Raw genomic sequence first — 14345 nt, 5'->3', positions numbered from 1 at the left:
GCAATATCTAAATGCGTGGTTATACTGATTCGTTTCGGCATAGTTCATCGTTTTCATCCCTACTTTTATCATAAGTGATTATCCGAACATGATATTACCCATCGCTGAAATAGAAAAACGACCATTCAAAAATTAAATCGCTTTCTTCTTTGCGTCAGGTAAAAATCAAAAACAAAGGCGGGTGCGGGGATTGAACCCGCTAATCCCCACAATGGTGGAGACGTAACCGATAACCCTAAATTCTTCGGCCCCGAAAGGCAAGTTGTGAATAAGGGTAACCCGCCATGAAGTCTGAAGGATAAAGTGTTTCATCCTTTACCCTTCAGCAATATCTACAACTCATCCGTAGCCAGCATTTGGATGATCCGAGGTGTACCTGGGTCGAACCCTGCCAAATCCCAAGACAGGGAATCTTCAGGATCTACCAAGGTAATTTGGTAAGGTGTCAAGGTGACATACACCGCCTTGACGTTAGGATTTACCTTTTTGCGGTACTCCTTCAGCGCTTGACTTGGATGCTTATTTCCCGCCCAGCTTTCCGAGTCAGTCCAGAAGCAGACAACATCTGCCTTGAACTTATTCTTAATCATCCAATCGTAAGCTACAGACGCATCCGTTCCACCAAAGTTTTGATTGCTAGCTTTGCGAACCGCAGAACTAAAACTATCTTTGGCAGTGATGTCTAATTCACGGAATTCCGTAGCAAAGCCACGAATCATGTAGTTTTTCTCTGCTTTTGCTGTTACTAGTGCCATTGTGGTGGCAATTTCACAACAACTTAGTCCCATATCTGCAACCAAACTACCCATAGAACCAGAAACGTCTACGGCGTGCATGAACACTTTACGTGTGGGTTGCACAACATCAAAAGACAGTTCAACCGCTTTTTCTAAAATATCCACAATCCGAGGAACTGGGTTCCAAGTTTTCTTACTGCGTCCTAATGTTCCACCAGATTGATATATTTTGAGTGCTTTCAAAACATCAATAGGATGGATGCGACCTTTACGCAGATGTTCTCTGCGATTAAGAACTGCTTCCACTTGCAGCAAGTTAGTGCTTTCGTCGGCTCGCAACACGCCCAGTTCAGTTAAAGAACCCAAGTTACGCAACATTGCACCTATTGGCATTTCCTGAAATAGTAGCTGCCAAGCAAGCTTATCCATTTTGCCCACAGGTGCAGCCATTTCGTGGGTTAAGCGTCCTTGGGAAATAGCTTCATGGGTTTGGGTAGGATTCCGCTTGAGCCACTCATACCACCAAATCTGCGCCAGCGCCTCCGAGGGGATGTCTGCTGGCAATTCTTCCCAGCCTCTAACTACCCACTCAAATAGTTGACGGTGATTTTCTGTAGGCGGTTTGACATGGAACAACCGCAATGCATCTCGGTGGGAGAAGCCTTGACGCTGTTGATATTTCAACAGTTGATAAGCTAAACCCTTGACATCTTCCCTGGAAAGCCAAGTTTTACCAGCTTCCCGCACCACCTTGCCAAATCCCCGCAGAGATTTGGTGTAGTTCAACCATTCGTAGAAGTGGCTACCAGTGCGGACAACTTGCGGGAAGATTTCACCAAACGCCTGTTTTGCTTGTGGTGCTTCGCCCATTGACAACAGCACCAAAGCTAAGATAGGCGCACTGTTATTGATGGCGCGTCCATCGCTAGCATACAGAATTTCTTCTGCCACACGGCTGGGATTTTCGGCAACAGCTTGTCTGACAACTGTCACAAAATCTTCAGTTAATTCCTGCTTACCAGCGTAGTAAGTGCTTTTTGCCGTGCCAACCAACAGACAACGGCGCAGCATCTTCCAAATACCAGCATCAAACATAAAGCCGCCGGAACGTCCCTTAATCATCTCGGCTTCCCGTCCGGGGATAGCCTGATTTTGTGGTGTTGTAGTCTTTTTGTTAGTGAAAAAATTGTAATTCATCGCTTCATCTCCCGGCCCTTGCGGGCAAAAATGAAAGGTGGCAGAGCAGGAATCGAACCTGCGACATCCGGCTTAAGAGGCGATAACCCTAATTCGTCGGCCTTTTCAGGCAAGGTGTGAACAAGGATGTTTTTCGGCGCTCTACCAATTGAGCTACCTGCCACATGAAAATTTTGGATTTTGGATTTTGGATTTTAAATTTAATCCAAAATTATTTGGTGTAGCGGAGCGGGATTTGAACCCGCGACCTCTCGAACCCAATTCGATAACCCTAATTCGTCGGCCATTTCAGGCAAGGGGTGAACAAGGATGTTTAGCGCTCTACCACTGAGCTACCCGCCACATATAAAGTTAAGAGTTAGGAGTTATGAGTTAAACATTTAAAACTCCTCACTTTTAACTTTCCACTCAGTACTAAGTTTGGTGTAGTGGAGCGGGAATCGAACCCGCGACCTCCCGCTTGGCAGGCGATAACCCTCAATTCGTCGGCCTTTTCAGGCAAGGGGTGAATAAGGATATTTAGGCGCTCTAACCACTGAGCTACCCACCACATGAAAATTCAAAATTCAAAATTCAAAATTCAAAATTGAAATTTCAGGACGGGCTAAACCGCCCCGCTACCGCTAACAGCATTGAATTTGGTGTAGCGGAACAGGATTTTTACCTGCACCTCCAGAAGTTTGATCAAGGGTGTTTTAGTTATATGCGATAACCCTCGAAATGTCGGCCCTTCCGGGCAAGGTGGGCGCTCTGCCATTTGAGCTATCCGCTACTGGTGAAAGCTAACTCCCTAATGAAAGTTGACTTGTATTATTAATGTAGTATATGTAGTTTTTGTTGTCAAGGGGCTGGCAAGCTAATTTAGAATTATTGCTTTGCAAAGAGAAGTCTGAGCGGTACAAGCAAGCCGTTGCTCAGAATTTTGCGGGGATATTATCCGAGATGTATTGCGATCGCTCAAAATCCTCTTGTTTTCTCTGTTGAAAAAACTTTTGCCCGACCGCTAACTAATTGAAGATAAGTAGGAAGGTGATAAAGGTATAAGAGACTTCTAACTAAAAAAATATCCCGTCGCTGTGTAGGCAAGGGGGAGACAGAAAAATATGATCTGAGTAAATTGGATAATTTATTTTCTGGAAGTCCCTAACACCTGCTGAAGAAAGGTTTTGCCGGCAAAGTTGCGGTAAATTTGCCAAAAGATACAAAAAAGTGTCCCAATTTTTGCCAAGATAATAGTATTATTTCCCAAAATTCACTTGGCAAAAATCGGCATGAGTGAAAAACCCATAGAAGATAACGGCAAGGCTTTTCTCGTTCTACTTTTGCCCGTCTCGTTTTTGATTATTTTCCTGGTTACTACCTGGAGAATTTTACTGGCGGTAATTTTCCTGGTAATTGGCTTCAAGCTTTGGCAGGAGTATCAATGGCAACAGTGGACTGTGCGAGTTAACCCAATTTTTCATCAGTTGGTTCGCGAAAATCAGGGCAGACTTACGCCAATGGACTTGGCAATCAAGGGCAATTTTCCTGGAACAATAGCAAAACGCTACTTGGACGGTAAAGCCTCGGAATTTGGTGCGAGTATAGTGAACTCTGAAGATGCAGGGCAGTCTTATTACTTTATAACTGCCAGCATTCTCGGCAATATTCTTGATAGTAGTGAGCCTGTCAAAGAACTTCCTACTCAACCAGTTACTAAAACTGCGCGTTCGCTCCTAGCACCACCACCAACCCCACAGGAGGAAGAACCAGAAACCAAATCACTCCCTCAACCAAACCCTGAATCAGCTAAACGATCGCTGGAAAAACAGTTAGTTTTTGGCTCTTTGATCCAATCTGAACTTGCCAAACGGCTAAATGTCTATTCCAGCACGGTTTATAAACGGCGAAATGATCCAGAGTTTCCAGAGTGGAGTCGCAGTAAAGACCCTGATGGTATTGCCTGGTCATTTTCGGAAAAAACTAAGGAGTTTTTCCCACTGGAGGAAGAAAGATAACAATTCAAAATTCAAAATTCAAAAATATTAATTACTTTTGATTTTTGAATTCTAAACCCACAACTTCGTTGATGGAATTGAATCCGCTTTGTTCTAATTTGGTAAGCAAACCTAAAAGAATCCGGCGTACCATCAGTGGGCCTTCATAAATCCAGCCTGTATAAACCTGGATCAAGCTAGCACCAGCAGTAATTTTCTCCCAAGCATCAAAGGAAGAAAAGATGCCACCAACGCCAATAATCGGGATTTGTCCTTGGGTTTGCTGCCAAATAAAACGAATTACCTCAGTGGAGCGATCGCGCAATGGTTCACCGCTAATTCCGCCAGCTTCATCCTGGGGTGATTTGCCTGTTTGGTCAATCACCTGGGTTTTCAGTCCATCACGGCGGATGGTGGTATTAGTGGCGATAATTCCTGCCAGTTGGTAGGTTTTAGCCAAAGAAATAATGTCAGCGATCGCCACCCAATCCAAATCTGGCGCTATCTTGACAAAAATTGGTTTTTGTGTATTGTTTTCTTGTTGCAATAAATCCAAGATGGCACTGAGCATAGAAGCATCTTGGAGCGATCGCAAACCAGGTGTATTGGGAGAAGAGACATTAACAACAAAATAGTCTCCGAAATTCTTGAGTAAGCGAAAACTATCAAGATAATCCTGTGCGGCTGCTTCTAGGGGAGTTACCTTAGATTTACCCAAATTTATCCCTATGGGTATTGATCGGGTAAACTCATGCTTTTCTTGTGCCAAACGTGCCGCTATTGCTGCTGCACCGCGATTATTAAAGCCCATGCGATTGAGAGCAGCTTTGTCCAACGGCAAGCGAAACAAACGGGGACGGGGATTTCCTGGCTGCGCGTGAAAAGTTACAGTTCCCAATTCTGCAAAGCCAAAACCCAGGTTAGACCAAATGCCAGCAGCGACTCCATCCTTGTCGAAGCCAGCTGCTAACCCTACGGGATTTGGGAAGTTTAGCCCAAACAAATTTTGTTCTAGGCGTGAATCGTACAGACATAAGGACTGCTTTAAGCGTTGGTTTACCCAACTAGCTCTTTGGTGAACGCCTGCTTGGGATAGCCAGCTAAAACTGCGAATCGTCTGCTGGTGTAACCACTCTGAATCAGTTTTTACCAGATTGAACAAAAGCGGACGAATGGCAAGTTGATAAATATCCATTTCAATCTTTAACACTACGCGGATTCGGTAGACTGTCGCGCTTCCTCATTAGCTTCTGGGATTTGGTCTTTAGCTTGTTGGAGTTCCTCCCTAGCTTTTTGGAGTTCCTCTTTAGCCTGCCGTGCTTCCTCTTTAGCTTGTCGGAGTTCTTCTTTATATTGCCGTACTTTTTCAGCAATCTGCCGCACTTCTTCGGCAGTCTCCCTGACTTCTTCAGCAAGCTGCCGGGTTTGTTCGGCAGAATTTCTCATTTCTTCAGCAAACTGTCGCTGCTCCTCTTGTGAGAGCCTGACATCTTCAGCAGACTCTCGCTGCTCCTCTTGTGAGAGCCTGCTATTTTCAGCAGACTCCCGCTTTTCCTCTGAGACTTGTCTTTGCTCCTCTTGATCATTGGAGCAAGTTTCGCCCATTTCCCTGCCACTCCATAATCTAATTTCAACCAACCCGTTACCTAGAACTTTCAGCAAACACCTGTGGCAATATTACTCAGGATGCTTTTCTGGGCATCTTATATATTACAAGCTATTTAAACCAAAAAATCAGATGGGGCAGCCGCAAAAACCTATAGCCGCCGAACAGCAGATCCTCTCTTTGGGACGTGTCCTCCAGAGCCTCAGAGAAGAAGATGATGTTGACGTTCTGATTGAAACTACTATTTCTTATCTCAAGGAACAGTTTGACTACAGACTGATTTGGATTGCTCTTTACGATCGCCTAAATCACATATTGTTCGGCAAAGGGGGCGTCACACCTGATCATGACACGAGCTTTTTACGACAAAGGGTTGTTCTCAGTCCTGGGGATTTATTAGAGCAAGTAGTGATTGAACAACATCCCTTGGGTGTAGCCGATTTGCAAACTGAAATCCGCGCCGCCGAATGGCGAAAAGTTGCAGAACAATTCCACATCAAGGGAACGATTATTTTACCAATTCGCTATAAAGACCGTTGCTTGGGTTTGTTGTTACTGGGTTCAGAACGCTGGGGCTATCTACTGACAGGGGAAGCAAAAGCACGTTTGATGATGGTTTTAGGTGAACTGGGGGCAGTGCTTTCTCAAAATGAGATGGATTTGCAGCAAAAGCAAACTAGGCGAACCGACGAGCCATTATTAGAATTGCTGGAAAATTTACGCAGCCTCACTAACCTTAATCAAAGACTGGAAGCAGGGGTGCAAGTAACTCATAAATTTGTCTCCCCCAACCGGACAAATGTTTACTGGTTTGAGCGGGAAGGACGCTACTTTTGGTGTCGGATGAGCAATCAGCTAGTCAAAATCGATCACAATTCCAGCACTCAGCAAGCAGCGGGAATGACTGTGCAGGAGTTGAGCGACTTTTATTATGCTTTGGCAGTTAACCAAATTGTCTCGATTGGTGATGCACGCAGTTCCTTGAAAAGCCATTTTACGGCAAAATTACTGCAACGGTTGAAGGTGCGATCGCTGTTGGCAGCTCCAATCATCTGGCAAAAGAACCTATTAGGTTTTCTGGCGGTAGAAAGCAATGAACCTCGGATCTGGACGGAGACAGACAAAAATTTTGTCCAAGGTGTTGCTGGCTTAATCTCCCTGGTTGCATCTACCGAAAGCATGGAAAGCACCGTTAAACAGATTCAAGAGGATGCTCAACTGACTAGCCAAGTTGCCCAAGGTATTTATCGCGAACATGATCTTCAAGAAACTTTAGAAAGCTGTGCTAAAAGAGTTTTAGCTCGACTAGCTGCTACGCGATTTTTGCTGTTGCAGTATGACCCTGAGCAGAATAATTATCAATTTATTTACCAAAGTCAGCCCCATAATCGCCGACCGTTGACATTTACCCTTCATCCTCTCAAAGAATTAGATGGACAGCTTTTGCAACGTTCAACTCAAGCAGTGGAAATTGAGAACTTAGATGAAGATTTACGCTTTTTTAACTGGCGTCCCCCTTTACTAGAAAATGGTGTGCGATCGCTACTTGTTTGTAAATGCACTCACGATCATATACCAGCAGCGCTTTTGGTGATCACTCACGAAACCCATCGTTATTGGACAACTCTGGAAAAGGAATTGCTGTGGACTGTCAGTCAACAGATTGGTGTGATTGTTCGTCAGTGGCAATTACACAACCGCACCACCCAGCAGCAAAAAGTTTCCCAGGCATTTGAGCAATGCCTACGCATTTTGACACAATCCCAGAACAGCAAAATCGAGGTCGAAAAAAAGTATTTAGAACGTACAGCACTCGAACAAATAGCATCAATTTTGGGCTGTCCCCTAGCAGTACTGCTATCCTGGTCGCCTGGTGAAAGTTGGGCAAAAATTATCCCTGGAGTGATTGACAATAGTCTATTTGGAGTTTTTTCTGATGCATCTATTCCTATCCAGGCTGAAGCCTTAATTCAGTGGGCACTTGCTACGAAGAGTTACCTGATTTTGAAGGTAGATAATTTACCCCCAGAAACTCGAAAATGGTTGAATGCTCCAGACAAAGCTCAAATTTTGGTGATGGCATTACGTACCAATGCTGACTATGAAACCACAGGTATAGTATTGTTGGCAGACTATCAAGAGCGTCGCTGGTCAGAACAAAACCTCAGTGCAACAGCAACTCTAATTTCTCAATTAGCTTGGTGGCGTCGTGAAAAGCAAATTACCCGACTACTAGAATCCACAACAGAGGAATTACGACAACTTAACTGGTACAAACATCGCCGCTTAGAGGAAATTCAAAGAATAACAGCGCACTCCCTTAGACAAATACATGATTTGGGGATTCCTGCTAATGAACTTACTCAGATGCGCTACCAGCTATTGCTGCGGCAGTTAGACCACACAGTCGCTTCCATGAGTGGAATGTTAAAACTTGAGCACTGGCAGCTACACATAAGTTGGGAAACTATGCCTATAGCCAGTTTAATGAAGCGATCGCTCGAACGCATCGAAAATTTAGTCAAACAACAAAAGCTGTGGATTGGTGTACATGGTTTAGGACAACCGATTGAGGAGCAATCGCCAAACAACTCTTCATTAACTAAAGGCGTTCCTACCTCCAGCGTTCAATCTTCAATGGTGATCGCTGGTGATATTGTCAAAATTGAATTAGTTATCCATGAATTGTTAGTTACTGCCTGTAACCGTTCTCAAATCGGCGGCAGAATTGATATTTGGTGTCGCCGTTTAGATGCATCTAAAACCGTAGATGTAAAGCATTCTTCTGCAAGCTTAGGAACTGCTCATCAGACATCGCTAGAACTGTCGATTACATACAACGGTGCGATCGAACCACAGTTACTCACAGAACTACATGATAATACACCCAAGGATCTGCTTGTTCCCTCCAACCTCGACCAACCGCCAGGTTTATATCTGTTGATCTGCCAAAACCTCATGCAAGAGTTGGGAGGAGAGTTGAATTTCTATCAATTACCAGATAATCGCGTAGTTAGCCGCTTGTTGTTGCCGTTAGTTGGTCATGATTCTTAGTACCATTTTTCAAAACAAGTGTATCAAAATGAGCTTGAGTTAAGCATTTCTTCCTTCGCATCCTTCTCTACCAGACCAGAGGCGAATGCGTCCTTCTCTGCCAGACCAAGGCGTTCACGTAGTGTCTCATAGAAAAGGTGGTAACCTACGGCAAGCCCTCCGGCTTGGTGCAGTAGCTTATGGGGGAAACCCCCTACAGCCCTTCTCTACGAGACGCACTCGCGTTCGGCATCCTACGGCAGGCGCTAGCCTCTCCCTTTGGGAGAAGACCGCGCTGCTTCACCGCTTTGCATCTACGTTAAAAAAATTGACTTTGACAAAGAGTTAAGCCTTAATCCAAGCGGATTAAATTGTTAACTACAACCATTAACAATTTACTCTTGTCACTGTCAAGGCTAATTAAACGGAAATCTAAAATTATCTTGGCAATTATCTCAATTAATTTGTATATATTTACTGACTGCACCAAGAGGTCAACTTTGAGTTTTTAATGACTTGAATATCCACAAAAACGTGACATTCATTTTAAAAATAGTTAACATGTAACTTGATAAAACACTGATCAACATCATTCCTTTTGAATGTAATATAAATTCACATTTAAATTCAGAAAAATAATTAACCAGCCCAAAATCGGCAAAATTGCCTATAAAATCGGGCTATTAATGGGATTCACACAATAATAATCAGCAATTTATCCTTAACGTTGTACCAACAGTGAACTGTTGTGAAGAATAAGGACAGTAATCTTTTAAGGATTGTTGTGCAGTAGATTGAAGTTTTAGTAGAAAAATTTGGTAAAAAAGTCAAAATATATTGGCTAAATATCACCAAAACACTTCGGATTTAGCATGAATAATGAAGACATTTTTTAAATTAAATATCGTATTTATAAATTTAAAAAACTGAATTTTTATATCAATTTTAATATATTATTAGTAGCTTATACCTTCATGTTTTAGGGAATAATATGGAATCAATTCATCAAACATTAGCTGTTTTTTTGTTAATTATAAGTTTGCTACAAAGAGAATTAGATGGATGGGAAAACAATATATTGGCAAGCATTAAAAAAATTACATTTAAACCCTTCATCTATCGCTTTCAGGAAGACCAATATATAATTTATCTGCCTGGAGAAATCTATCAATGAGTTTTAGATACTTCAAGCATTGGTTGAGATTTAGTTCAGTCCAAAACATCATTGTTTTGGTTCTAATATCAATTCCTAACTTATGTGGTGCATTTGCTCAGACTACTCCTAAAGGAGGAATTGACTGGATTTTAGTAGTAGATACTTCTGCTTCCATGCGTGGTGTAGGTGGAACGAAAAATATTTTTGAACCAGTAAAGAATTCTATTACTGAATTTGTTAATACTGCCAGATTAGGCGATACCGTTACTATCTATACTTTTGACAAAGATGTAACTTTAAATGCAGATGATATCAAGATTACCAGTAATCCAGACAGAGGTAAACTCAAGCAAATAATTAGCTCACTTCAAGCTGAGGGTGTGCGGACTCATACAGGTAAGGCTGTGCAAAAAGCGCTGCAACATTCCGCCCTGTTAAACAAACGTGCTGATGCTCTTGGTCGGACTGTCAGCATAGTGTTTCTGACAGATGGATTAGAAGATGTACGTGGTATTCCTAATCCTGTTCTCATTCCTAGTAATACCCAATTTTTACGAGAGCAACAATGCAAACCCTATATATTTTTTGTGTCTTTAGGATTAAAAGAACACGAAAAGCAACTGAATGACTTTGCTAGTAATCCAGCACTTTGTGGGAAGGGACAGGTATTACGAGATCCGGGAGGAGTTCAACTCAACAAGCTGGCTCAAAATATCCGGCCAGTGCTGATTACACCTAAGCTTGATGTCAATTTACGCACGGCCAATTTGCAGCCAGTATTACCTGGAACAACTACTGAACCGATCAATATTAATGGCATCAGTAATGTCAATGCTAAGGTAAGTTTGCAACTGGAAGACCCTCAGCAAAGTGGTATTCGCTTAATTCCACCCGATCGCACCATTGACTTAGCTGCTAATCAAGCAACAGTCATTCCCGTGCGTTTACAGATACCACCGGAGGCAAAAGGGGGCGCAAATAACTTGCGCTTGGTGTTAATCAGCGCAGACCAAGCGATTGCATTAATTAAAATTGACCTACCTGTAACCATTAAGTCACAACTGCAAATACAACCTACAAAGATAGATTTTGGCTCAATAGAAGCAGGCAAAACCACTGAAACTCAAACTTTGGTAGTTCGTAGCAATATATCTGGAACAGCTAGGTTACAACTGCAAGGCAATTTCAAAGACGTTTCTATGGCAGAACCTTCAGCAGCCATATCCTTGCAACCAGAAGAAACTAAAATTCCTGTGCAGTTACAGGTTACTGATAGCAGTTTTGCAGGCAAGCGCACCTTCACCCTAGTCCTAACCCCAGATAACTCAATTGCTAATCCTGTTAGTGCAGAAGTTCATCTGTATATTTTGATGCCACTATGGCGGAAAATAGTTATTTCATTACTCTTAGTGCTATTAGTGCTGTTAATTGCCCTGATAGTAGTTTGTTTGATTCAACGCAAAACCCCCTTGGAATTAGTCGAAGATTTCCGCAACCGCAACCGCTTAGAAGGAGCGTTGGTAGTGCTAGAACCACTGCCACAATCATTGCAAGACGAAGAGATTAGTCTCACTCATCTACAAAAGGGTAAAGTATGCCTGAGTGATTTGATACCAGCTATTGCGACTACAAATTCTGATGCTGAGTTAGTCACAGTTTGGCGGGCAGGTAAAAAAAATATAGATTTGCAGTGTTTGAAAGGTGTAATTTTTGTCAATACTAAAAAGATAAATACAGATGAACTCTTCGACGAGGACATCATCCAGATTGGCAACGTTAAGCTGCAATTTAACTGGATTGAACACCAAAGACCCTCTGAGTCAGGCAGTGGGCAAACAAACTTTTGAATAATATCACAGGAAAGTGAATGTTAAGTCCCACGGTTGTGCGTCCCACAGTTGTTTTTCGTCCTACTGTTGTTATCGGGCTAGGAGGAACGGGTTATGAAGTCGTACTTAAACTTAAAAAGCGATTTATAGATGTTTACGGCTCAGTACCAGAAGTTATTCGTTTTATTTCTATTGATACTACTGAAAATATCCAAGAACGAGAAAAATCACCTGATGGAACTAAGGTTTTCTTAGAACCTAATGAACTTTATGCAATTTCTGTTGCAAATCCACTACCGCTAACACGTAACGACCACATCGCAGAATGGTGGCCTAGGGACATTCCAGCAAACGCCCTAATCAATGGTGCTGGACAGATTCGGGCGCGGGGACGGCTCGCTTTATTTGCCAGAGTAGGCGATATTAAAAGTTTAATTTCTCAAGCAATCAATGCTGTCCGCGAAATTCGCGCCAATAAACAAGCATTTTCAGATAACTATCAAGTTTCCAATCGGGATGGTGTCGAAGTTTTTATTGTTGGCAGTTTAGCTGGTGGGACGGGGAGTGGTACATTCTTAGATACGGCTTTTTTAACACGGCAACATCTCAATAATTTTTCTAACATTACGGGGGTATTTGTTTTACCCAGAGTGTTTGCCAATATTCCCCAAACTCACTTGGTGAAGTCTAATGCTTATGGCGCTCTCAAAGAAATCGAACATTTTTGGGGATTGTCACCATCTAATAGCATTGAGATTGATTATGGTGTCACAAAAATCAAAGCCGATCACCCTCCTTTTGATGCTGTATTTTTAATTGACGGGGTTAACAAAAATGGAACTGTAGTCGGTCGTCCAGACGATTTGCAAAATTTAGTTGCAGATGGCTTATACATCCAAATTGGTTCTCAAATTGGTCTAGACGCTGCTAACGTTGCTGATAACATTCGCGCTTATCTGGCAAATGGTGAAAAAGTTCGAGGGCGCAATATAAATTACTGTAGTTTTGGCTTTGCTACCCTGACTCTGCCAGTACAGCAATACGAGCGGATGAAATTAGAAGATGCTCAAAGCTTGCTGAAGAATCAGTTAATGGCATCTACTCCAGTAATCGATTTAGAAAGCGACATCGCCCGGTTTTTAGAAGATTGCAAGTTAGCAGAAGCGACTACTGTCTTGAATGCGTTGACTGAAAGCGATCGCGGCGGACAAATAAAACCCGAATTTAGAATTGGCGAAATCCGTTACGATCGCACTGCTTTACCAAGCATCAAAGAACTCTACAAACGACAGCTAGATCAATTTGAACAACGGACGGCTCAAGAATTGGGATTGAATTTTCATCGCTTACAACAGACTACAACTGCTGCGATCGCAACTTTCTGGGAGCGAAGTCTCAACCGTCCTAATGGACTAGCTTATACCTTGCAATTTTTAACCCAACTTTCCCAAAAGCTAGATGAATTACAGCAGAGCGTACAGCGCAAATCGCAAGAGGCGCAATCTAGTTTCAATGCTTTGAAATTAGAACCACAAGAAGAAAAAATTAAAGAAGCCGCAGAAACTTGGTTCTCAAATAAAAACACTATCCAAGCAGCTTGTCAGAGATACAAAGAACGGGCTGACCAAAAGTGGAAGACTTATTTACATTGGAAACGTTGTGATAGAGCGGCTGAACTCTATGGTGTACTGCGGGCTAAAGTAGAGGAAATCCAGGAAAAGTGTCACCGTCTACATAGCAACTTAGATAAAGTTTATCGAGATTTAGAACAGAGTTATCACGAGGTTAACCGTCAAGGAAGTAACGATAATCCCTTTATTCATACCATTGGGCGCATCAATCTCCAATCAAAACGCCCCAAAGTGACTGGCGAAGATTTTATCCGTTGGTATCGAGAACAGTCTCAAACTTTAACGAATTGGTCTGATAAAAAAGCTGAAGATGTTAAGAACGAAATCCTAAAATTTGTCGATGAAGCTTACTATCCGCTCACCAGTATGACTGTTGAGCAGGTTTTAGCAGATAGTAATCCCGAAGATGCAGGGCAAGATTTGCAACAACTTGGCAAACTTGCAGTTCCTCTTTGGCAGTATGAAGAAACGGAAATTCCCGTTCAACAGCAGCACGTGATTACAGAATTTTATTACTACGGAGTAGAGAGCAACAACACAATTTTTAGCGATCCGCCTCTTTCTAGTCGTTTGCCTAAAGGAAATAATAATCCTTCTTTTGTACCAACAGGTGAACCCCATAAGGTGATGCTGTTTCGAGTCGAAATTGGTGTTCCCTTATTTGCATTCAACGGAATGAGGGATATGGAGTCAGCTTACCTAGATCCGAATAAAGTCTTTAAGCACCTGCATCGCAATTGGACTAACTTACCCAATTTAATTCCTCCAGAAGATGATGGTGGGGCGTTGCGTTGGTTTGCTTTAGCCTTAGCACCCGATCCATATAAATTGGTTGTCAATCAGGGTAGGAAATATTTCGTTTCTACAGAACAAGCGAAAAGATTAGAGGGCGGAGTTTTGCCTTTGGGAAGCGATCGCAAGTCAGCATTTAGAGCTTTTAAAAATAACTTGCCTCTAGTTAAAGAAATTACTGACAAAGTTGAGCTTATTACCCACGAAGACCAAGACAAAGCTAAATTTACTTTGCAAAACTACATCAATCACCTGAATCAGGTTTTAAACGGAGGCAGGGTTGATGCCCAGATTAAAGAACAGGTAGAAATGGAAATCCAGGAAATTGAAGCTTACCTGGAAGATTTAGATGTGATTATTTAGCCCCATAGTTTGCACTCTGAGAGTG

8 protein-coding genes and 4 tRNA genes are annotated in these 14345 nt (G+C 42.4%); 5 read left to right on the top strand and 7 right to left on the bottom strand.

What is annotated here, in order from left to right:
- Positions 1 to 332: 332 nt before the first annotated feature.
- From V7L29_RS07055 to V7L29_RS07035, 5 genes are all read right to left on the bottom strand, one after another.
- Positions 333 to 1934 (bottom strand): TROVE domain-containing protein, encoded by a 1602-nt coding sequence (locus tag V7L29_RS07055; protein ID WP_334734974.1) that lies wholly within the window; start codon positions 1932 to 1934, stop codon positions 333 to 335.
- A gap of 37 nt (positions 1935 to 1971) precedes the next feature.
- Positions 1972 to 2097, bottom strand: a tRNA-OTHER gene (locus V7L29_RS07050).
- Positions 2098 to 2150: 53 nt separating this feature from the next.
- Positions 2151 to 2277, bottom strand: a tRNA-OTHER gene (locus tag V7L29_RS07045).
- A 78-nt stretch (positions 2278 to 2355) separates the two neighbouring features.
- Positions 2356 to 2485, bottom strand: a tRNA-OTHER gene (locus V7L29_RS07040).
- 88 nt (positions 2486 to 2573) lie between these two features.
- A tRNA-OTHER gene (locus V7L29_RS07035) sits at positions 2574 to 2707 on the bottom strand.
- 498 nt (positions 2708 to 3205) lie between these two features.
- Here V7L29_RS07035 and V7L29_RS07030 point away from each other — a divergent pair.
- The gene (locus V7L29_RS07030) at positions 3206 to 3931 is read left to right on the top strand and encodes a hypothetical protein (RefSeq protein WP_334734973.1); all 726 of its coding nucleotides are present in this window, start codon (positions 3206 to 3208) and stop codon (positions 3929 to 3931) included.
- A 31-nt stretch (positions 3932 to 3962) separates the two neighbouring features.
- On the opposite strand, the gene V7L29_RS07025 is transcribed toward V7L29_RS07030, so the two are convergent.
- Both V7L29_RS07025 and V7L29_RS07020 read right to left on the bottom strand, forming a co-directional pair.
- Positions 3963 to 5105: a quinone-dependent dihydroorotate dehydrogenase gene (locus V7L29_RS07025; RefSeq protein WP_334734972.1), complete on the bottom strand. Its 1143-nt coding sequence runs from the start codon at positions 5103 to 5105 to the stop codon at positions 3963 to 3965.
- Between the two features lie 14 nt (positions 5106 to 5119).
- Positions 5120 to 5572 carry a hypothetical protein gene (locus V7L29_RS07020; protein ID WP_334734971.1) on the bottom strand — a complete coding sequence of 151 codons (453 nt, stop codon included), beginning with the start codon at positions 5570 to 5572 and terminating at the stop codon, positions 5120 to 5122.
- 76 nt (positions 5573 to 5648) lie between these two features.
- On the opposite strand from V7L29_RS07020, the gene V7L29_RS07015 reads away from it, so the two are divergent.
- The 4 genes from V7L29_RS07015 to V7L29_RS07000 all read left to right on the top strand — a co-directional run bounded on the left by V7L29_RS07015 (position 5649) and on the right by V7L29_RS07000 (position 14320).
- Positions 5649 to 8570, top strand: coding sequence for a GAF domain-containing protein (locus tag V7L29_RS07015; RefSeq protein WP_334734970.1), 2922 nt, complete (start codon positions 5649 to 5651; stop codon positions 8568 to 8570).
- 85 nt (positions 8571 to 8655) lie between these two features.
- Entirely contained in the window at positions 8656 to 8898 is a 243-nt protein-coding gene (locus V7L29_RS07010; protein WP_334734969.1) for a hypothetical protein, read from the top strand.
- Positions 8899 to 9719: 821 nt separating this feature from the next.
- Complete coding sequence (locus tag V7L29_RS07005; protein ID WP_334734968.1) at positions 9720 to 11552, top strand: VWA domain-containing protein; 1833 nt, start codon at positions 9720 to 9722, stop codon at positions 11550 to 11552.
- Between the two features lie 20 nt (positions 11553 to 11572).
- Positions 11573 to 14320 (top strand): tubulin-like doman-containing protein, encoded by a 2748-nt coding sequence (locus V7L29_RS07000; protein WP_334734967.1) that lies wholly within the window; start codon positions 11573 to 11575, stop codon positions 14318 to 14320.
- The last annotated feature ends 25 nt before the right edge of the window (positions 14321 to 14345 follow it).

It is taken from the genome of Nostoc sp., assembly GCF_036916575.1.
GTDB lineage: Bacteria > Cyanobacteriota > Cyanobacteriia > Cyanobacteriales > Nostocaceae > Nostoc.
The sequence above is the reverse complement of the archived record's forward strand: the minus strand, read 5'-3'. Positions and strand labels throughout refer to the sequence as shown.

What these genes read in the sequence shown, in the direction of transcription:
- V7L29_RS07055 (WP_334734974.1), bottom strand. Translation starts at nt 1,934, where the DNA reads ATGAATTACAATTTTTTCACTAACAAAAAGACTACAACACCACAAAAT.
- V7L29_RS07030 (WP_334734973.1), top strand. Translation starts at nt 3,206, where the DNA reads ATGAGTGAAAAACCCATAGAAGATAACGGCAAGGCTTTTCTCGTTCTA.
- V7L29_RS07025 (WP_334734972.1), bottom strand. Translation starts at nt 5,105, where the DNA reads ATGGATATTTATCAACTTGCCATTCGTCCGCTTTTGTTCAATCTGGTA.
- V7L29_RS07015 (WP_334734970.1), top strand. Translation starts at nt 5,649, where the DNA reads ATGGGGCAGCCGCAAAAACCTATAGCCGCCGAACAGCAGATCCTCTCT.
- V7L29_RS07010 (WP_334734969.1), top strand. Translation starts at nt 8,656, where the DNA reads ATGCGTCCTTCTCTGCCAGACCAAGGCGTTCACGTAGTGTCTCATAGA.
- V7L29_RS07005 (WP_334734968.1), top strand. Translation starts at nt 9,720, where the DNA reads ATGAGTTTTAGATACTTCAAGCATTGGTTGAGATTTAGTTCAGTCCAA.
- V7L29_RS07000 (WP_334734967.1), top strand. Translation starts at nt 11,573, where the DNA reads ATGTTAAGTCCCACGGTTGTGCGTCCCACAGTTGTTTTTCGTCCTACT.